Below are 21,028 nucleotides of genomic sequence, written 5' to 3' on the forward strand. Positions count from 1 at the left end.
ATATGCTTATATAGTAACAAATGGATGATAGTTTAAATAAAGAGATTCCAGAAGTTAGGCTCAGGGCATTTAGAGCCATTGATGAACCGGATACTTGCGCGCTGTTTGTTGAGGGTCATGCCTATGTTTTAACGAGCATTGGGGTAACTAAAGTAACCTCTTCAAAAATTGAATGGATATATAATCCCGCGGTATTTGTAATAGTTGTAGAATCATTAGACGGAAAAAAAATATATGGTGGCGCACGCGTACATGTAGCAGGTGGAACCGAGGCTCTACCTATAGAGCAGGCAACAGGAAAGCTTGACCCTGCTATTTATCCTATGGTTTGGGAATATGCACAACATGGTACGGGCGAAATATGCGGCTTGTGGAACTCAAGAGAAATAGCGGGCTATGGTATTGGAAGTATATTTTTAACTAGGGCCGCGGTTGCAATTTCGTCACAAATAGGGCTACGATCGCTCTTTGCCCTATGCGCCCCGTACACAGTAAAAATGGCACAAATGGTAGGCTATAATATTGAAACCAGTATTGGTAATGAGGGTACATTTTATTATCCCAAATTAGATTTACTGGCAACATCAATGATATTACAGGATGTTGATACCTTAAGCAGCGCTGATGATGAAGAGCGTGCCGCTATATTTAAGTTACGCAACGAGCTAAATATTATACGCACAGAGCAGTTGCGGAAAAAAACCATAGTAATACATTACGAAATAAAGATACCTAATCTTGAAAAATGGAACTTAAAGCAAACAATAACAGCATTTAATAAATCAGATATAAATAAGGAGGTAGACGATAGCCCGCTTAATATATTATGAATAAGGCAACTATTATATACCCAATAGTTTAAAATACGTAAAACGATATGTCAAGTAAACATTATAATATTAATTACCTGGAAGAAACAGGTAGGTTTTTAAAAACATTAAAAGAGTATTCATATAACCCTTTTACCAATATAAGTGAAGGTACGGTTATTGATCTGGGCTGCGGTACAGGCATGGATGTAAGTAATTTAGGTAAATTACTGGGCGATAAGGTTACCATTGTTGGTATTGACCATGATGAAACTATGCTAAATAAAGGAAGATCATCTTACAGCGACCAGGCAAACGTTCAGTTTTTGCAGTCAGAGGCAAGTACTATCCCTTTTGAAGCGGAAACTATAGCAGGCTTACGGGCCGAGCGGTTGATACAGCATTTAAAAGAGCCTGAAAATACTATGCTTGAAATGCGCCGGGTACTTAAGCCGGGGTACCCACTGGCTATAATTGAAACAGACTGGGCAAGCCTTACTTTTTACAATGAATATTTGCCCGTTGAAAAAAAGATCATCAGCTTTTTAACTGATAAAAAAATAAATAATGGCATAGCTGCCAAAAAACTAACCGCTTATATGAATAGTGCCGGTTTTAAGGATATTAAAATAGAAATATTCCCATTTATTATTCGCACACTTAAAGAAGCTAATGAATACCTTTGGATTGAACGAATGATTGATGAGGCAGAAACCGAAGGCTTTATCAATCAACAAGAAAAAGAAATCTTTATAAACGCAATGCATGAGGCTGATATCAAAAACTATTTTGCCTGTTCGATAAACGTTGTCATTGTATCATCTATAAAATAAGCGCATCAATAATGGTTAAATGGCTTTACATCCTGATTTTTATTTTTACAAGTCTTCAAAGTAAGGGCGAGCTTATAGTTAAAAATGACAACGGGAGAATATCATTAGGTAAAAACCTTGAAACACTGCAGCCTGGAAAAGAAATAAACTTTGCCGAAGCAGTTAAATCAACTCATTTTATCGCGGGTAATAAAGATGTACCCAACATGGGGTTCTCTACCAATAGTGTGTGGTTCCGCTTTACCGTTACCAATAAAAGCGATAATAAATTATTATTGGAAGTTGCCTACCCTATATTAGATGAGGTTGAGCTTTATACGTCAAATGGTAAGTCATTGTTATTAGGCGAAGTTGTTGATTTTAATAAACGACCGTATCAATACCCAAATTATATTTTTAACCTTGACCTTAGTAAGGGCCAAACTCAAACCTATTATTTAAGGGCAAAAAGCACCGAGCAGATCATCCTGCCAATCACCATAAATCAACCCGAAAGTCTTTGGCAAAACCTCAGTTTAGAAAATTTAATTATAGGTATTTATCTGGGCGTGGTTTTAATTATGGTATTATATAACTTGTTTATCTTCTTTTCTGTAAGGGATAGCAGTTACCTGTATTATGTTATATATGTATTATTTGTAGGTTTTACCCAAATAGGAATAAAGGGCTATACGTTTCAATACCTGTGGCCCGCCAACTCCGTTTTCGAACTTAAAAGTGTTGTGCTGTTTGCCTGTGTGAGCAGTATCGCGGCCTTAATGTTCACCAAAAAGTTTTTGGGCACAAAAAACGCAGCACCCAAGTCTGATATTGCACTTACACTGCTCATAGGTGTGTTTTCTGTTGCCATACTCCTGGTATATATAGGTAAAGGAATGGCAGGTTTCCAGTTAATGCAGGCCAGTACTACCTTGCTAACTATTGGTGTGTTGTCTGTATCATTCATGATAATGATAAAAGGATCGGCGCCGGCTAAATATTTTTTTATAGCCTGGTCCATACTTTTAACTGGGGCAATTGTTTTTTTATTGAAAGATTATGGCGTACTGCCATATAATACTTTCACCAGTTATTCTATGCAATTTGCATCGGCAATTGAAATGGGCTTGTTATCATTTGGTTTGGCTGATAGAATAAACATTCTAAAAAGAGAAAAAGATGCTTCGCAGGCAGAGGCGCTAAGCATCGCCAAAGAAAACGAACGCATCATCCGCGAACAAAACGTGATCCTGGAATTAAAGGTAAGTGAACGCACGTATGAACTAAATGAATCACTGGAGGACCTGAAGCAAACGCAATCGCAACTGGTCGAGTCAGAGAAAATGGCATCGCTGGGTCAGTTAACCGCAGGTATAGCACATGAGATCAATAACCCTATCAACTTTGTAACATCCAATATTAACCCATTAAAACGCGATGTGGAGATGATATTGGAAGCTGTGACAACTATAGAAAATATAAGCATGTCTGATGCATCGCCGGCTGATAAGAAAAAGCAGATAGAAGATTATAAAGAAGAGCTGGATTTTGATTACCTGGTAGAAGAGGTGAAGCATCTGATAAAAGGAATTTACGAAGGCGCGTCGCGCACCGCCGAAATTGTGAAGGGCCTTAAGATATTTTCGCGCCTGGATGAGGATGATCTAAAAAGGGCCGATATTAACGAAGGGTTGGAATCAACTATGGTTGTTGCTAATAACCTGCTAAATGATAAAATAAAAGTGATTAAAGAATATAGCGACCTGCCACTGGTTGAAAGCTATGCCGGCAAACTTAACCAGGTATTTTTAAATATTATATCAAATGCCATATACGCTATTAATAAAAAATTTGATGATAAAGAAGGTGGCGAAATAAAGATAAGTACGGATTGTGATGGTGAAAGCGTTATCATTAAAATAGCAGATAATGGTATAGGCATGAATGAGCAAACCATAAAGAAAATATTTGAACCATTTTTTACTACTAAAGAGGTTGGCGAAGGCACTGGCCTGGGGATGAGCATTGCCTATAATACCATTAAAAAACACAACGGGCAAATAACGGTCAAATCTGAATTAAATAAGGGAACTGAGTTTATTTTAAAAATACCGATTGTTTTTGACACAAAACTTGCGCAGTTATCGTAAACAGGCCCACCTGATTAAAACTAATTAGACCCCTTATGCAATACTGCACAAAATCTTCATAACAATGGCAGACAAAATTAAGATACTGTATATCGATGATGAGATGGATAATCTCACCGGTTTTAAAGCCTCATTCAGGCTTGATTACCAGGTATTCACTTCCATAAACATTCCGGGAGCTATTGAGCACCTGGTAAACCACCCGGATATTAAGGTGATATTCTGCGATCAACGAATGCCGCTTAAAACGGGCGTTGAGTTTTTTGAAGAGATACGCACCACCTTCCCGCTCCCGATGCGGATATTATTGACCGGTTATACCGATATAGAAGCTGTAATTGATTCAATAAACCGGGGTAATATTTTTAGGTTTGTTAAGAAGCCATGGGATGAAGCAGAGATAATTTCGGCCATTGAGGAGGCGAATAAATTTTACCTGGCAAATTCCATGCTTTCTATAAAAAACGATGAGCTGCAAAAAGCATATAGTGAGCTGGATAAATTTGCTTATAGTGTTAGCCATGATATAAGGGGGCCGCTATCCGGCATTTTAGGGGCAATAAATGTGGCCCGCGAAATGTATGATATTGCCGAAATGAAAGAGATGCTTTTCCTGATGGAAAAATCCCTTAAAAAACTGGATACCTATATTCTGAGTATGCATGACTATTATAGCCTGCAGCGTGGCGAATTACAGATAAGCGATGTTGATTTTAATAGCCTGACTGATGAATTTAAGCATATCTATACAGCTTTTGCCAATACTTCTAACATCAATTTTAAAATAAACATTAACCAGCATGAGCCTTTCCGCAATGATGTAGCACCATTAAAGCTTATATTAAATAACCTTTTATCAAACGCGTTTAAGTATCAAAACAAACATAATAGCGTTAAGGAGGTAGAGCTAATAATTGATGTACGTAAAGGCGTAGCAACCATACAGGTAAAGGATACAGGTATTGGTATTTTAGGTAATCATATTGGTGAGATATTTAACTTGTTTTATCGTGCAAGCTCGCAGGAGTCGGGCTCTGGTTTTGGATTATATAATGTAAAAAGTGCTTTGCTGAAATTGAACGGACAGATAGAGGTTAATTCTATTTTAAACAAAGGCACCACTTTTAAGGTAACTCTCCCTACTAAGTAAATAAACGCATGGAATTATCATTTATAATTATTGATGATACCGAGCTTGATCACTTTATAGCTAAAAGAGTGATTACTAACAGGCATAAAACGGCCCATGTAAAAAGCTTTATGGATGCTACCCTTGCGCTTGAACATATAATTGAAGAGCGGGGTGATGCAAGTACAAAAGTTACCCTGGTTTTCCTGGATATTTACATGCCTATCATGAATGGTTTCCAGTTTATTGAAGAGTTTGAGAAATTTCATCCGGATATACAGGATAAATATTACATAGTGGCGCTTACATCATCAAGAGAGGTCTCTGATATTAATCGCATCAAATCGTATAGATCATTCAAAACCTGGTTAACCAAACCAATAACTGCCGAAGCGCTATCTGTGCTATTAAATAAAATTTGTAAGGAATTTAACATACAATTACCCGAATAAGATTTAAGAAAGAAGCTTTTGCCTCAACAAAAATTCAAGCTGATCATTAGAGGTGCCCAGCTTTTCATTCTCTTCCTTTAATTTCATCTTCACCAAATAGGCATTGTAAGCGCGGCCTATGGTCATGTCCAGTTCCTCTTCGTTCCATGGTTTGGTAAGGTAATGGAATATTTTGCCTTTATTAACGGCATCAACCACTGCGCCCATATCTGCATAACCTGTAAGCAGTATCCGAATTGGATCCGGGAATTTTTCAATTACTTTTTCTAAAAATTCCACCCCGGTCATTACCGGCATGCGCTGGTCGGTAATAATAATTTCTACCGGCTTTTCCTCCATCAATTTAAGGGCCGCATCACCACTTATAGCAGTAAGAATATTATATTTTATACGAAAAGTGGCTTTAAAAGAAAACAGGTTGTTCTCTTCGTCATCCACATATAGTACTGTTATTTTTTTATCGGCCATGAGATAATATTTGATATCCGTTTAACCCGGGGTATCTTGCAATTAATTAGATCAACACCAGTTAAACTTTATTTGTTCAGACTGTCATTGATCTAATTAATTACAAATTACAGCAAAAATAATTATTATACAACTTATTCAGGTAAATGCCTTAAACAAGTAATGTAATTAGTTTATAATTGTGCCTGCCGAGGTTACTAATGATGCTATCCTGACAGCATCGAATATACGTTCTTCGGTAGCATCCATTTTAATTAACGAGTCTTCGTGAGCATTAACGCACATTTCGCAGCCATTCACTGCTGATATAGTTAGGCTCATTAATTCAAAAAACTCTTTGCCGGTTACCGGTTTCATCATTATCTGCATACGTATACGTGCAGGTATTTGGCTGTATTTTTCTTTCTGCGTAAAATGCCTGAAACGATAAAATATGTTATTTGATGCCAATAATGACGCGCAGGCAGCTGCCTCGGCTATCTCTGCATCATTAGCGCCTTGCTCTGTGGCATATTTTGTGTAAAAAGCTATTAACGGGTTGTTATTATTATTAACCGCTACACTAAGGCCCAATAAGGCACATTCTTTAGTGCTCAAATGCTCAGAAGTTAGTGTGCTTGTAAAATTTAATTTTAAATCGCGTAAATAGCGCGAATCGCCTTTTTCAAGTAAAGAAAGGCTGGCGGTACGGTAAGCTGTATCAATACCTATACTTTGCAATAATTCGGTTATGGTTTCTGTGCTTTCGCTCATGGTAATTATAATTAATAAAAAAATCCCCGTTTTATTGGGGATTCTTTAAGTTTAAACGGTTAGCGTTTCCTGGCCTTTTTCCCAGTTGCATGGGCAAAGCTCGTCGGTTTGTAAACCATCCAGTACGCGTAAAACTTCTTTTACGTTACGGCCAACACTTAGGTCATTAACACATACCCAACGCACAACGCCGGTAGGGTCAATAATAAAAGTGGCACGATAAGCAATTTTTTCGGTAGGCTCTAAAATACCCAATTCTTCGGCTAATGATTTTGAAGTATCAGCCAACATTGGAAATTTCAAGTCGCGCAGATCATCATGATGTGTTCTCCAGGCGGCGTGTACGAATTCCGAATCGGTAGAAGCGCCAATTAAACGGGTTTCGCGATCACGGAATTCACCATAGTTTTTATTGAATTCGGCAATCTCTGTAGGGCAAACAAAAGTAAAATCTTTTGGCCACCAAAACATTACTGTCCAAACGTTATCATCATTAACCAAAAAATCAGAAGTTAATGTTTCAAACTCTTTTCCTTTTTCTAAACTAACAACTGCGGTTTTGGAAAACCCGGGGAATTTTTCTCCTATAGTAATCATATATAATATGTGTTTTTTAAGTTTCGTGCAAATATAATGCATTTTATACTACAACAATATTTCAATTTTAAATAGGTTATAGTTTATGTCTATATATTTTAATTAATGTATAGTATTTTTGAATGAGAAGAATATTTTTCCTTTCGTCAAATAATAAATAAACTATCGGCTGTATATCCACCCTGTTACAAACCACCTCTTGCAGTTTCCAAAATCGCTACCTATCTTAACCTCACCAATATAACCTCAAATAAAGCAATTTATGAAAACCCAGATTCGCCTGTTTATCGCGCTCCTGTCAGGAGCAATTATACTTTTTGCTGCAGCATGGAAACCATTAGCTAAGGCAAGCTCAACAAGGGTCGCTGCGCCTTTAATGAACGGACGCTATTTATTTGTAGCAGTACCGGGCGTGCGCGATTATTTAGGCTACGGCGGGCATGGCCTGCTGATATTTGATATAGACCACGGGCACAAGTTTATAAAACGCATCCCATTTAACGGCTTGCATCCCAAAAATGGCCTGCCGTCAAATATTAAAGGTATTGGGGTAAGCATCCCGTTGCATAGCGTATATGTTACAACACTTGAGAGCCTGCAGCGGATAGACATTGTAACCGGTAAACTGGTATGGGAGAAACCAATTGAGTTTGGCTGTGATCGTTTATCTGTAGCGCCGGATGGTAAAACCATGTATCTGCCCTCGTTGGAAAACCATTATTGGAGTGTGATTGATTGCGAAACAGGCAATGTTATTAAACGGATTGATGGGTTTAACGCTACACATAATACCATATATGGCCTAAATGGCGATCGTGTTTACCTGGCCGATCTTAAAAATACAATGGTAAAAATTGCCGATCCGAAAACAAATACCGTTGTAGGCGAGGTTGGACCGTTTGCTAATTTTATACGCCCGCTTACGGTTAATGGCAAGGGTACACGCATTTTTGTAAACTGTAACGAGTTGCTGGGTTTTGAAGTTGGCGACCTGACAACCGGAAAAAAGATAGCCCATGTGGTAGTTGAGGGTTGGGATAAAGGCCCTGTTAGACGCCACGGCTGCCCAAGCCACGGCATAGGTTTAACGCCTGATGAAAAAGAGATATGGTTATGCGATGGCTTTAACATGCGCCTGCATATATTTAGCGGAGTTGAACCTTACCAGCAATTAACCACTATACCGGTACAGGATATGCCGGGTTGGATTACCTTTACTTTAGATGGCAAATATGCCTACCCATCAAGCGGCGAAGTAATAGATGTAAAAACCCGTAAAATACTTACCGTACTTAAAGACGAAAATTACAATACTGTAGCAAGCGAAAAACTGCTGGAGATTGATTTTAAAGATGGCAAACCGGTTAAAGCCGGCGACCAGTTTGGGTTAGGTAGGGTGATGAGGTAAGATGCTGATAACTAAGACTATAGTAATGAACGACAAAATTGCTATGTTAATCATATACCTGATTTTCATAGCAATATCATTGGTCGCAAGAAAAGTAATGTTGATGGCTAAAAGGATGTGGTTGTTTCTATTGATCCCATCCTACTTACTATTAATCGGAGCTTATTATAATGGAGTATTTTACTTTGTTCGAGATTTAGATAATAGAGAACTTATTAGCATTGACTTTGGTCATGCCGATTTAGGCTTATTTCTATTATTTATTTTGAGTTGTCTAACAGGATTAGTTTTCATGGGAAATATTATTTTAATAAAAAATAAAGGTTTATCAATGACTCAAAAATTAATTGATATTGAGTCTAATTATTCAGATAGTATATTAATAAAACCCTTGCCAACTGAAACAGCTATAATTGGCAGTTGGATATACAGTAAAGGGAAAATGACAGCCGATGATAACTGCCAACGTATAGCATGGCTAATTGATAGCTACTTAAAAAAAACAAGTACGACAGACGATGGATGGACTAAAATTTATCAAGATCCAAAAGACGGGAGATATTGGGAATGTACATATCCACAAGGTCATATGCAAGGTGGCGGGCCTCCAATGTTACAAATTGTTTCAGATGAAAAAATATCCACCGGTCAAACTTACAAAGTTTCAACTTCGTAAGTTTTTGCCCTCATACTTCTACGCTCAGTATGCCTCCGCACGCAGAGTTACCAAACATGTCACGGGTCAGTAGGCGTTTGTTTCAATAACTTGTTTCACCACTTTTAAAATAGGTGTTTTGTAATTGTTTGATTATCAATGAACAAACTCGCAATCACGCCTAAAAATACTGACGAATAAGTTGTTACATTTTGTTTCATCACTTTTCTGTAATTCACTCATAAACAATATTTTAAGTCAAAATCTTGTTTCACTTGTTACATTTTGTTTCACACTCGCGTGAAACAAGATCTGCTAATTTGTATAAGAATCTTTTTACAGTTAGCAGGCGCGCTAAGAAAAAGTTTCCGAAATACCTACATTTACCCCATGAACTTCAAAAAGAAAAAAGATGCTTCATTTGCAATAGGCTTAGTTATAGGTATTGCAGTTGGGATAGCTTTACATCACCTGGGTTTAGGCGTAGCCTTTGGCATAATAATGGGGTTAGCCCTACGCGAAGTTTATGAGCGTAAATACAGTAAGGGCCGTGATATGGACCGGATGTAATTAAACAGTAAAAGTTTGTACAAACCTTTTTCCCGACGCAAATTAAAACTCTTTTTTTAATAGGTTTGCCAATAATGTTCCATGTATTAGATAATCCTGCATATAACGCCCTTATATCCGGCAACAAGCATTTGGCTAACGGCAATAAGCAGGTAAAATATTTCGATAAAGAAGTATCGCCATTTGTTGGATTTAAAGAAAACACGACTAACAGTTTCCAATTGCTGTATGACCTGATCTCGCATAGTAGCCCCGTAGGTTTCATTTCACCGGTAGAGATAGACATACCAAAACAATGGAAGGTGGCAAATACGATAAAATGCTTACAAATGATATTTGATGGAGAAGCACCTCAGGAATATAACGAAGTGGAATTAATCCCCTTAACAAACCAGCATGTATCCCAAATGCTGGCTCTTACCAAATTAACTAACCCCGGCCCATTTGGGCCACAAACAATAGATTTTGGCCATTACAAAGGTGTTTTTGACGGCGATAAATTAGTGGCCATGGCCGGACAACGCATGCATCCTTTACCATATGCAGAGATCAGCGCGGTTTGTACACACCCGGATTATACAGGCAAAGGTTATGCAAAACAACTACTGCTGCATCATATAAACCGCATAAAAGCCGCGGGCGAGATCCCGATGCTACACGTGCGTTATGATAATGAACGAGCCATTAAAGTTTACGAAAGCACAGGCTTTGTTGCCCGGAAAGAGATTTATTTTACTATTATGCATAAGTAAAAAACAGGGTGTAGTGTAGCACTACACCTGCTACATCCTACAATTTTATTTAGTCCTTAAATGAGATTGTGAATTTTGCTCCCTCATTAACGCGGCTTTCTATATTAATTTGCCCTCCTAAACTTGTTATATGATTATGGACTAAGTAAAGACCAATTCCTTTACTGTCTTCATTGCTATTAAATTTTTGGTTAAACCCAAAAATTCTATCTTTTACTTTTTCCATATCAAATCCAATTCCTTCATCTTTTAAAACTAACAGGTTGGTCTCATTTACCCGCTTACTATAAACTGAAATTACAGGGAATGTATTTGGCTTAGTATATTTTATAGAATTTGTTATCAGGTTTAGAAAAATGCTTTCTAAATATGCTTTATTAAATTTTACCAGATCAATGGTAGAAAAGTCAGCATGTATTTCAGTGCCCGAATCTATTATTAAAGACCGTAAAGATTTAAGCACTGTGTTAAAACATTCGCTTAAACTTACCTGCTCAAGCTGGATATTGTTTTTTTGGATCAGGATATCTAAATAGTTATTTAAGCTATCATGAAGGCTCCCGGCAGATGATTTTAAAATATCTAAATATTCAACTACTTCACTATCAGATATTTTAGAAACATCAATCAGGCTAAAAATGGAAAGCAAATTATTTACCGGTGATCGAAAATCGTGCGCTGCTGTATAAGCTAATTGCTTTAACTCACTATTTATTTTTAAAAAATTGGTAAGCAGTAAATTCCTGCCTTCCTCCAGTTTCTTTTTATGTGTAATATTCTTAGCTATCGCAAATACCAGCCTTTGGCTCTCAATAGGCATTGATGTCCACGAAAGCCATACAATTTCACCGGATTTTGTTACATATCTATTTTCAAAATTTAATAATGGTATTGACTTTTTAAGATTTTCGCGGCTATATGATGTGATCTCTTTATCTTCATCATACACAAATTCATTTATTGGTTTAGAAAACAATTCATCATAAGTATATCCCAGTGTTTTTTGAACCGTTGGATTTATTTTTTTAAAATATCCATCATAACCTGCTATACATATCATATCTGGCGACAATTGAAAAAAAAGTTCCAGATCAAATATGTTATTTGAAAATGGATTAGACGAATCTTGATCTGTGGTCATTTTTTTTAATTGAATTTTGTATGCTGACTCCAACTGTTAATATTAAAACAATCATACTACCTGCGGCTTGTATGAAATGTTTTTTATAATTAAACACTATGCTCTTAAATTCCGGCGCTATAAAACATTTGCTATAAAAACATTTAACGTATATATGGGTTTAAAAGATACCTAAGCTATCCAACTAATTTAATTACTATAATTTGAAATTTCATACTTTAACAGCACAATTTAGCTTTGTGTACAGAAAGCGTTCTTTGTTGAGATTACTATTATTGTTATTGTTTATCAGCATTCACGGAGTTGTTTTCAGCCAAGTAATTGTTCCGGCTGATTCCTTAAAAGAGGATTCTTTGCGTACTAAAAGTTTAAACCGGCAAAAGCTGGCAGATAACCTAAACAGGCAATATGATTTTAGTGATTTAACCCGTAATATTCTCCATCCTAAAAAAGTGGCCGATACATTGCATAAAAGATCGGGTATTACTATTGTACCTAATATTGCGGCTAATCCTACCATTGGCGCTCAATTAGGCATTAAAGCTGTAGCGGGCAAAAAATTAGGTAATGATCCTAATACATTACTATCAGTTGCGGCAACCTCGGCTTCTATTACCAGCAAAGGCATCATTTATTTTTATGTAAATCATAATATATTTACGCCCGGTAACAGGTGGAACATTCAGGGTAACCTGGTAGCCGCAAAAACGGTAACGCCTGATTTTGGTTTAGGGATAGGCCGCGGGGTTAATAGTGGAAGCAATGCAGATAAGGTACTGGCAGATGCGGCGCACAAAGTTTATACAATTCATTCGCTATATTATAATTTCAGGGAAAAGATTTACAAGGAGGTGGAGAAAAATCTTTTTGTAGGGGCCGGATTGTCATTTGAGATCAGGCGGAGCATTCAAAACAAGGATACAACTAATAATGCAACGCCATCCAGTGTTTACAATAACCAGCATGGTTTTCCGCAGGATCATTACTCGGCAGATGGATTTCTTTTTAATGTAGAGTACATTACACGCGATAACCCAAACCGCGCTTATAAAGGTATTTACTTTGATGCCGGCATCAGGGTTAATCAAACGTGGATAGGCAGCACAAAAAATTCCCGGCAATTTACTACCGACTTTAGAAAATATTTTAGCTTATCAACCATCAACCCCGAAACGGTAGTAGCGTTTTGGAACTGGGGCTCCTACCTGCTCAGCGGTACAATACCTTATCTTGAATTGCCGGGTACCGCGCGCGATGGGTCTTTCAGGAGCGGCAGGGGCTATACTTCTCAATATTTTAAGGGCACACAATTCAATGATACAGAGGCGGAATTCCGCTTCCCTATATTAAAAAATAAATTTATTAGTGGTGTTACCTTTGTAAACTTGCAAACAGCTAACGATGAGCAGGGCACTAAACTGTTCCAGGTATTTCAACCCGGCTACGGTGCCGGTTTACGTGTGTTGTTTAACAAAGCTACCCGTACCAACCTGGCATTGGATTACGCTTTTGGCAAATATGGCAACAAAGGATTCTTCCTGAATTTAAATGAATCTTTTTAAGCCAAAAAAAACCGGACAATTCCCGAACTATTGGCAGGTCCATTTAATAATTAGTTAGAAAGGGCTATGCCAAATGCATTACCGCGTATAATGCAGCAGATGAAATTATGATCCAAAGTACCACTCCCTGTAATAATGGTTTTAGCCCTACGGATGCCAGTACTTTCCTGGAAAGCCCGGCACCGATCAAAAATAATGTAAGTGTTAATCCGGCTTTCGCAATAATGATCATGTAGGGACTGATCAGTTTTGTTGCCGGTATATAGGTATTAGCAATCATGGCCAGTATAAATAAACCGATAAAATAAGGTATGCTGATTTTTTTAGATTTGTTTTTGAAAATAAATGTCGACATAAAAGCCACGGGTATGATCCATAAGGCGCGGGCAAGTTTTACAGTTGCAGCAACCTCCAGGGCATGTGCGCCATATTTACTGGCAGCACCAACAACAGAGCTGGTGTCATGAATAGCAATGGCGCACCATAAGCCAAACTGCGTTTGCGACATATTAAGATGATGACCAATAATGGGGAACACAAACAAAGCAATGGCGTTTAAAATAAACACACAGCCCAGCGCGACAGATATTTGTTTCTCTTGGGCTTTTATAACAGGCGATATAGCTGCAATGGCGCTGCCGCCGCAAATAGCGGTACCGGCAGCAATAAGATATGATGTTTTCTGTTCAATATTTAACCATTTACCCATAAAGTAACCCAAAATAAGGGTTCCGGTTATAGACGCAATGGTGAACAATATCCCTTCTTTTCCAGCCTGCATAACATGGTGCATATTCATGCCAAAACCTAAACCCACTACTGATATTTGTAATAACAAGTTTGTGGCTTTATGGTTGAGGTGGAGATAGGGATGGCCCGTTAGTTGGGCAATAACAAGGCCCATTAACAAAGCAATTGCCGGGCTTATAAACGTGGTAACACAAAGGGCCATACAGCCTGTAAATAAAATTTTTCGAGTATTATCATTAACGTCAAAGATAAATCCGCTGGTGGGTGTTAATTGATTTTGAGTATGCATTTTTTTCTTTTTGCTACTCAAAGGTCCGTTATTAGACTACACCTTTTTTATTACAAAATCAAATTATCAATAACCAAAAGTTATTGATAGCGCTATTTTATTTAAAGCTTATAATTTTGGGCAAAACGCGTAAATAATTCTGCAAGTGAAGGGGGCTGGCCATGCGGCTGTATAAAATGGAAAGGGCGCTCTATAGAAAGTCCTTTAATATCAACAATGCGGCATTCGCCATTCTTCAATTCTTTTAAAATAGAATGTACCGATAAAAATGCCAGGCAATTACTATGCAACAGATAAGATTTAATACTTTCGGTTCCACCTAACTGCATCTCTATTTGCAAGTCTGCTAATTTAATGTGATGAGGTTTTAAAGCATGTGCTATCACATCCAAGGTTCCCGAACCCGGCTCGCGCATTAGCAAAGGATAGTTTTTAAGCTCTTCCGGCTTAATGGTTTCTTTTTTTATTGAAGCGTTGTTCGCGGCGCTTACCAGCACTAATTCATCCTTTAAATACTCCTCATACTTTATTTGCGGATTACGTGAAACGCCCTCAATAATACCCACATCAATTTCCTTACTTAATAAAGCTTGTTCTGTTTCTTCGGTATTGCCCGGAATAAGCTGCACCTTGATATCTCTAAATTTTTTATGGAACTGTGCCAATATGGGTGGTATTACATACTGCGCTACTGTAGTGCTTGCGCCAACACGTAATACGCCTTTATGCTGCTTAATCAGCAGATTCATATCATACTCCAATTCGCGATAAATATCTAATAGTTTATCTGTGTATTGCAAAAGCATTTCCCCGGCCGGGGTTAAACTAATCTTTTTATTGCCGCTCCGTTCAAACAGGGATGTTTTGTAGCTTGCTTCTAATTCTTTAATATGCTTTGTTACCGCAGGCTGGCTAATATATAATTCAGCCGAGGCTTTAGTGAAATTGAGTCTTTTGGCAACTTTGTAAAAAACCTGTAAGCGGAAATCAAGCATGTTAAAACCTATGATGAAACATAGCCAAATATAAGCAAAAAAGCCACCCTTTCGGGAGACTATTGTAGCCCTTACCGGTTACAATGATGCTTAATTATTTTCCTGAAGTTGCTTAAGTTTTGCCCTTGTATCACTGTTCTCCAGAATAGCAAGCGCTTTTGAATAATATTCAATCGCTTTCTGTTTATCCCCTTTACTTTTATAGTAATCGCCCAAACTATCATTTGCGTTAAAGCTGTCGGGATAACTACGGAGATATAAACTGAAGACCGAGTAGGCCTGCTCCGGCATATTTTTCACCAAAAGTGAACGACCGATCAGGCCAATCAATGGCTGCGGCGGAAGCACCTTGTACCCCATTTGTTTTGAAATCCGCTGATAATGATCACTAATCAATGTTGCCGCATCAACCTTAACAGTTAAATCAAAAAACTTAGCAAGTTCGTCCGCGGTAAAACCGAATCCGTTGAATAAAAAATGCAGAGCATCATATGCTGCGATAAGCGGAACAGACTCATGATTATCCTCATTGTAGTATTTATAAGCAAACGTCAGGCCGTTAGCGGCGTTGCTTCTTATCGCCTCATTAAGCGTCAATATAGATCTGATATGAATGGTAGCCGCGGATGTGTCCTTTCTTGCTTTCATCGTATCCATACCCCAAGGCATAGTGTTGGCTATAGCCAGGAATAAAGATCTGCCTTCGAATCTTTTTTGAGTCAGCACGGTCTTGGTTTCGTTTAATAATTTTCGGGAATCCCACCACATGCTTGGGTCGATAGCCACGTATGCATTAAACAAATTGGGATGATGCACCAGGATATTCATCACCTCCAAACCGCCAAGTGAATGGCCAATTATTACTTTATAAGGTGATGGAGCATACAGAGAGTCGATGTGGGGCATCAGTTCTTTTTCTATAAATGCTGCAAATTTTTCGCCGCTGCCTGAAGTTTTTAATTCTGGGTTTGTTTTACCATTAAAACCAATCAGCGAATTGGTTGGTGTAAGATCGCGTGTCCTGTCTGTATTGGTTATTCCTACAACTATCATTTCGGGAATCACCGTGTTACCATTTACTTCGCTTAATTGCTGAATCATTGCAGTAACCGACATAAAGTGATCTTCAGCATCTAATAAATACAAGACAGGATAATGTTGCCGGGCATAAATAACATTGTTGGCACTGGCAGGAAGAAATATCCATACTTGTCTGTTTTCGTTTAATATTTTAGAATGTATACTATCAACCTTGCCAATGATGAGGTTGGCATTCTTAATTGTTTGCGCGCCGGCTGTAAAAAGGAATGAAATAAATAGCGATATGAAGGATATTTTTTTCATATACAGAGCGGATTTTATCAAATGTAATTATTATCAATTACTATTAGTCGGCTTGTGATGGAATAACCACTTTAAGAGAATTTAACACCATCTGCAACTATCTCATGTTTTGCAAACAGAACAATGGCTATTATTTGGCTATTACAAATTTGATCCCATTAATCGGTTTTAGTAAATAGATAAGTAGCCCCTCCTTGGATTAAAGTAAAAGTTTTTTTAGTCGGCTCAAATTGAAAAGTAATGCCGGCATAAGAAAATTTATTACCTCCTTTAGCTTCCAGCGGAAATGCCCTCTGACCAGTGGCTTGCGCAAACAGAAAAGTATTATTTTTTGTGATATCAATCTTTAGTGGCGTTTGGGTACTGGTATACTTACCGATATAATTATCAAGGTCGGCCGTAGTTAGTGTAATCGTTTTAAACTCAGGGATTGCAAACGGTCGGTTAAAATATATACTTAATGCACCCATGACAACATCATTGGTTGAATACCTGATACCATTGGAAGTGTATGCGACAGCCAGCTTATCTTCCGGAAAGTAAATAAGCACACTGGAAAATCCGTCGATTCCTCCGGTATGTCCAAAACCTTTTTTGTCGTCAAACGGAATCGCGATCATGGCCATACCGAAGTTGTCCTTCATCGTTTTCATCAGCTCTAAACTAGCAATACTAATTAGTTTGCCTGCAAAGAGCGCATTTATAAATTTAATCAGGTCAGTCGGCGTGGATACAATAGCACCGGCCCCGCCTGGAATACTCATATCCGTTTCGGGCATTTGCGTCCATTGTCCTGAATAATTGTAGGAGTATGCTTCATTTTTGGCTGGGTTGGCTTTAGTGCCGTAATATGTGTCTGCCAAGCCAATTTTTGAGGTGACGCGTTTTTTTAATTCTTCGGCATAGGTTTTACCAGTCAATTTTTCAATGATATAACCCAGCAGCACGAAATTGGTATTGCTGTATTCGGCCTTTGCATTCGGTTCAAAATCAGGTTTCTGCCTGGCAAAGATGGCGGTCATTTCAGCTTCTGATTTAGGAATGCCCATATATGTCATATAAAGCGAGTCATTCGTAAAGTTATGAAGGCCGCTACGGTGGTCAAGCATTTCTCCTATGGTGATCTTTCCGGCATTAGGGAGTTGTGGGAAATAGATAGCCAAATGCGTTTCAAAGCCAAGCTAACCTTCATCGATCAGCTGAAATATCATAGTTGCGGTAAACATCTTACTGATAGAGCCTATCCGATATTTAGTATCAATGGTCGCCTGTGTTTTTAAACCTTTATTTACTTGACTATAACCGATGGCATTTTGATAGACCACCACGCCATTGGCAGCTATGGCGATGCTACCCATGTTTTCATCACGCGTGTTCAGCACAACAAAAAAACTGTCTAATTTGGCTTTGTTGAAAGTTTGAGCATGAGTGCAACTCTGTAAAATCAGGAACAACAATAAAAGATTGGGTCTTTTTTTAATCATTGCGTTAAGGTCTAGAAGATAAAGATAGAATTTAATTACGTAATAGATCCTATCAACGGGTAGATGCCTAATGTCTACAAAAGATTACCACTCCGCGACTTTTTCATTCCATTGAAACCTTTTTCTTATTCATACGGCAGTTCCATTCGAAACTCCTTGCCGCTTCCGGGTAGGGTACGAACACTTATAGATCCGCCCAAGAACTCGATCTTATTTTTTACACCGTATAACGTTATGCCATTACTTTTATCGGGCACACTTATCTTTTTGTAAGACCCATGTTCTGTTTTCTTACCTTTTTGATAATTTGCCTTCCCAAAGTTTTTGAAATAAATAATGAGTCTATCCTTTTCTTTCTCAGACGTGATTTCAATGACCGGTGGCTTCCTTTGCAGACCGAATATTATGCTATTGGAAATGAGGCTGTAAAAAATATTATACAGGTAACCCCGAACCGAATTAATATTATTTGCACGGTTGAAATCTGTGATTATTCGAATAGTATTCTGTTTAATAACTGGTTTAAACTGGGCGGACACCTCATTGACCAGTTCTGTCAGGTCGATGTTCTCTTTTTTTAGACTCGGGGTTCTATCCAGTTCTAAAATGCGGTTCAAATTATGAACGACATCATTCAGCTTTTCTATGCTTTGAAATAAAAAGCCTTCCAGTTCGGATTTTTCTGATTCAGGAACATTTGTGTCTTTAAGCATCTTGGCCAACCCGAGCATATTGGCCAACGGCGCCCGCAGGTCGTGCGATAGAATAAAAGCAAATTTATCCAGGTCTTTATTATGCTGCACTAACTGTCCGCTTAAACGTTCGTGCTCCGATTCAACCAGTTTATCCCGCGTAATGTTGCTTGCAGCACAACTTACCCCGACAGCCTTTCCATCGTCATCCATTACAGGATAAATGCTCACCTGGTACCATTCCAGGGAATCGCCCTGGCCCTGATAGCTGGTTTCATAGTTTAACGACTGCCCCGACAATACAGTGTCCATCATTTCGATGAAGCGACTCCTTCCCTTTTCATTCAACAAGTCTGGAAAATAGATGTCCTTCTTCAAAGGAACGCCGAAAGACAGGGTTGACCAATAACTTGCTATTTCATTAAATAAAAGTACATGTGAATCACTATTGAACAATACAAATGCAATGTCTGCCGTATCCACTATTGTTTTCAAATGTAATTGGGATTTGCGTAAGGAGATCATCGTCTTTTTTCTTTCAGAACGTTCCTTCTTTACCTGTTGGGTGATTCGGCTTAACTCTTTTGTGCTTTTAGCAACTCGTTTTTCGAGCAATTCTCTTTCCAGGTTAAGCTGTGCCTTAGTTTCTATGAGCTGCGGGGTTTCCAGTATTTCCCATCTGCCCTTCCGTTTTGAGACGGCAGATTCATGCAACAGGGCAATATCTAAAACGTCTGTTGCTGTGCATTTAGCTAACTGATAACTACATGATATGATAAGCCTTTTACCGGCTATTGCTGGATTAAGCGAACTTTCGTATTCTAAGAAATCATGCGATGTCTTATTGTCCATCCAGGCTTCGTCACCATTGAGGCGCAAGCCTTCGAAACCGCGATCAAGTGCAATTCGCAGACGATCTAATATCGATTGGATGGCGTTATCTAATTCAAATCGGCCATTGGTCAAGTACCAGTCACGGTGGGACAGGATTTCGATACTTTCACGTTCATAATATGTATCAAGATCAGGAACCTTCACTTTTAGTGCGTTAAGCGCGTTCTCAACAGTCGTTTGTTCTGAAGTTACCCATATGCAGTACTCATTGTTTTCCAAACCGGTTTGAAAAAAGGGCACCTGCATAGACAGCAAATCCTCTTCAGTTTGGTAAAAATGGCAAAAATGAGTGCCCCACGGAATATTTCCGATTACCTCGATACCGGTAGATCTAAGAGTTTGTTTCATAGACAATGCTCCTGTCCAGCATAAAAAGTTATATGTTTTTTTATAATTCCGGGAATATTACATAATAACTTTTCAAAGACTTTAAAGATTTAATATGAACAGTTGAAAAAGATAAAATGTTTTAGGGTGACGGGGAGTTAGTTTATCACCTTTTTATACACAGTTAGTTGGAAATAAATGTAGTGGATTTTAAATCGGTTAAGACAGAGTGCAATGTATTAGACGCAAAGCTTACAGACATACCTAATGAGGCTGAAAGCCTCAAAACGATAAAGGGATTGTTAGATATTGTGATATAGAAGTACACCGACCAGAAAAACAAAGGCTGTTACAAGAATTGTAACAGCCTTGTCTGCCAGTAGCGGGGAGCAGGATCGAACTGCCGACCTTAGGGTTATGAATCCTACGCTCTAACCATCTGAGCTACCCCGCCGTTTTTTTTAAGTCTTAAGATACGCTAATTAGCTTAGCCCCTTTATCTTAAAAATGGTTACACTTAAAAAAGGTTTGCAAATATAGCAGAAATTCGTTTCCTTTAGAAAAAATGTTAACATTGTGGCTTATGGGCCTTCAATTATAAACTCCCCCTATGTCTGAAAAAAAGAGATTTAATATTGAGTATGAAATAAAATCATCTCCAAGAATATTATACACCTTTCTGAACGAGCCTAATGGCCTTACCCAATGGTTTGCTGATGATGTTAGCGTGCGCGACCAGGTTTATACCTTCACCTGGGATGATGAACAGCAAAAAGCCAAGCTGATAACCATTAAAGAAAATAAGCTGGTTAGGTTTAAATGGATGGAAGACGATCCGCAATGTTTTTTTGAGATGGAAATAATACAGGATGAGCTAACCAACGATGTCGCGCTTAGCATAACTGATTTTGCCACCGAAGATACAATGGGCGAACGCAGATTAATCTGGGATAACCAAATACGATACCTTGTAAGTGTATTAGGCGCTTAACGGG

19 protein-coding genes, 1 tRNA gene and 1 pseudogene are annotated in these 21,028 nt (G+C 38.2%); 11 read left to right on the forward strand and 10 right to left on the reverse strand.

Going from position 1 to position 21,028, the window contains the following annotated elements; all coding sequences use genetic code 11:
* Positions 1-20 precede the first annotated feature (20 nt).
* The 5 genes from JWR23_RS13675 (at position 21) to JWR23_RS13695 (ending at position 5,352) form a co-directional block, all read left to right on the forward strand.
* Positions 21-830 carry a hypothetical protein gene (locus tag JWR23_RS13675; protein WP_299516727.1) on the forward strand — a complete coding sequence of 270 codons (810 nt, stop codon included), beginning with the start codon at positions 21-23 and terminating at the stop codon, positions 828-830.
* A 47-nt stretch (positions 831-877) separates the two neighbouring features.
* The gene (locus tag JWR23_RS13680; protein ID WP_299516728.1) at positions 878-1,642 is read left to right on the forward strand and encodes a methyltransferase domain-containing protein; all 765 of its coding nucleotides are present in this window, start codon (positions 878-880) and stop codon (positions 1,640-1,642) included.
* A gap of 11 nt (positions 1,643-1,653) precedes the next feature.
* Positions 1,654-3,771, forward strand: coding sequence for a 7TM diverse intracellular signaling domain-containing protein (locus JWR23_RS13685; RefSeq protein ID WP_299516729.1), 2,118 nt, complete (start codon positions 1,654-1,656; stop codon positions 3,769-3,771).
* A 64-nt stretch (positions 3,772-3,835) separates the two neighbouring features.
* A complete protein-coding gene (locus JWR23_RS13690) occupies positions 3,836-4,921 on the forward strand; it encodes a hybrid sensor histidine kinase/response regulator (protein ID WP_299516730.1) in 1,086 nt (361 codons plus the stop codon).
* 8 nt (positions 4,922-4,929) lie between these two features.
* Positions 4,930-5,352, forward strand: a complete 423-nt coding sequence (locus tag JWR23_RS13695) for a response regulator (RefSeq protein ID WP_299516731.1) — start codon at positions 4,930-4,932, stop codon at positions 5,350-5,352.
* 3 nt (positions 5,353-5,355) lie between these two features.
* Here JWR23_RS13695 and JWR23_RS13700 read toward each other — a convergent pair whose 3' ends face one another.
* The 3 genes from JWR23_RS13700 to JWR23_RS13710 form a co-directional block, all read right to left on the reverse strand.
* Positions 5,356-5,820 carry a response regulator gene (locus JWR23_RS13700; protein WP_299516732.1) on the reverse strand — a complete coding sequence of 155 codons (465 nt, stop codon included), beginning with the start codon at positions 5,818-5,820 and terminating at the stop codon, positions 5,356-5,358.
* A gap of 168 nt (positions 5,821-5,988) precedes the next feature.
* Positions 5,989-6,573, reverse strand: coding sequence for a carboxymuconolactone decarboxylase family protein (locus JWR23_RS13705; protein ID WP_299516733.1), 585 nt, complete (start codon positions 6,571-6,573; stop codon positions 5,989-5,991).
* 51 nt (positions 6,574-6,624) lie between these two features.
* Positions 6,625-7,170, reverse strand: coding sequence for a peroxiredoxin (locus JWR23_RS13710; RefSeq protein ID WP_299516734.1), 546 nt, complete (start codon positions 7,168-7,170; stop codon positions 6,625-6,627).
* Positions 7,171-7,432: 262 nt separating this feature from the next.
* Here JWR23_RS13710 and JWR23_RS13715 point away from each other — a divergent pair, with 262 nt between their 5' ends.
* The 4 genes from JWR23_RS13715 to JWR23_RS13730 all read left to right on the forward strand — a co-directional run bounded on the left by JWR23_RS13715 (position 7,433) and on the right by JWR23_RS13730 (position 10,555).
* Positions 7,433-8,578, forward strand: a complete 1,146-nt coding sequence (locus tag JWR23_RS13715; protein WP_299516735.1) for a hypothetical protein — start codon at positions 7,433-7,435, stop codon at positions 8,576-8,578.
* 25 nt (positions 8,579-8,603) lie between these two features.
* Positions 8,604-9,254: an Imm27 family immunity protein gene (locus tag JWR23_RS13720; protein WP_299516736.1), complete on the forward strand. Its 651-nt coding sequence runs from the start codon at positions 8,604-8,606 to the stop codon at positions 9,252-9,254.
* 369 nt (positions 9,255-9,623) lie between these two features.
* A complete protein-coding gene (locus JWR23_RS13725) occupies positions 9,624-9,803 on the forward strand; it encodes a hypothetical protein (protein WP_299516737.1) in 180 nt (59 codons plus the stop codon).
* 74 nt (positions 9,804-9,877) lie between these two features.
* Positions 9,878-10,555, forward strand: coding sequence for a GNAT family N-acetyltransferase (locus JWR23_RS13730; protein ID WP_299516738.1), 678 nt, complete (start codon positions 9,878-9,880; stop codon positions 10,553-10,555).
* 49 nt (positions 10,556-10,604) lie between these two features.
* On the opposite strand, the gene JWR23_RS13735 is transcribed toward JWR23_RS13730, so the two are convergent.
* Complete coding sequence (locus tag JWR23_RS13735) at positions 10,605-11,696, reverse strand: PAS domain-containing sensor histidine kinase (protein WP_299516739.1); 1,092 nt, start codon at positions 11,694-11,696, stop codon at positions 10,605-10,607.
* A 260-nt stretch (positions 11,697-11,956) separates the two neighbouring features.
* On the opposite strand from JWR23_RS13735, the gene JWR23_RS13740 reads away from it, so the two are divergent.
* A complete protein-coding gene (locus JWR23_RS13740) occupies positions 11,957-13,258 on the forward strand; it encodes a BamA/TamA family outer membrane protein (protein ID WP_299516740.1) in 1,302 nt (433 codons plus the stop codon).
* A gap of 64 nt (positions 13,259-13,322) precedes the next feature.
* Here JWR23_RS13740 and JWR23_RS13745 read toward each other — a convergent pair whose 3' ends face one another.
* The 6 genes and pseudogenes from JWR23_RS13745 to JWR23_RS13770 all read right to left on the reverse strand — a co-directional run bounded on the left by JWR23_RS13745 (position 13,323) and on the right by JWR23_RS13770 (position 20,487).
* On the reverse strand, positions 13,323-14,297 hold the full coding sequence (locus tag JWR23_RS13745; RefSeq protein WP_299516741.1) for a putative sulfate exporter family transporter: 975 nt from the start codon (positions 14,295-14,297) through the stop codon (positions 13,323-13,325).
* 101 nt (positions 14,298-14,398) lie between these two features.
* Entirely contained in the window at positions 14,399-15,292 is an 894-nt protein-coding gene (locus JWR23_RS13750) for a LysR family transcriptional regulator (RefSeq protein WP_299516742.1), read from the reverse strand.
* 90 nt (positions 15,293-15,382) lie between these two features.
* Positions 15,383-16,636 carry an alpha/beta hydrolase-fold protein gene (locus JWR23_RS13755; RefSeq protein WP_299516743.1) on the reverse strand — a complete coding sequence of 418 codons (1,254 nt, stop codon included), beginning with the start codon at positions 16,634-16,636 and terminating at the stop codon, positions 15,383-15,385.
* A gap of 158 nt (positions 16,637-16,794) precedes the next feature.
* Positions 16,795-18,120 (reverse strand): annotated as a pseudogene (locus tag JWR23_RS13760) (serine hydrolase domain-containing protein).
* A gap of 125 nt (positions 18,121-18,245) precedes the next feature.
* Positions 18,246-20,054 carry an MEDS domain-containing protein gene (locus JWR23_RS13765; protein WP_299516744.1) on the reverse strand — a complete coding sequence of 603 codons (1,809 nt, stop codon included), beginning with the start codon at positions 20,052-20,054 and terminating at the stop codon, positions 18,246-18,248.
* Positions 20,055-20,413: 359 nt separating this feature from the next.
* Positions 20,414-20,487: transfer RNA gene (locus JWR23_RS13770), tRNA-Met, on the reverse strand.
* Between the two features lie 156 nt (positions 20,488-20,643).
* Between JWR23_RS13770 and JWR23_RS13775 the strand changes: the two genes are divergently transcribed.
* The gene (locus tag JWR23_RS13775; protein ID WP_299516745.1) at positions 20,644-21,024 is read left to right on the forward strand and encodes an START-like domain-containing protein; all 381 of its coding nucleotides are present in this window, start codon (positions 20,644-20,646) and stop codon (positions 21,022-21,024) included.
* Positions 21,025-21,028: the final 4 nt, after the last annotated feature.

This window comes from Mucilaginibacter sp. (assembly GCF_028288205.1).
Lineage (GTDB): Bacteria > Bacteroidota > Bacteroidia > Sphingobacteriales > Sphingobacteriaceae > Mucilaginibacter.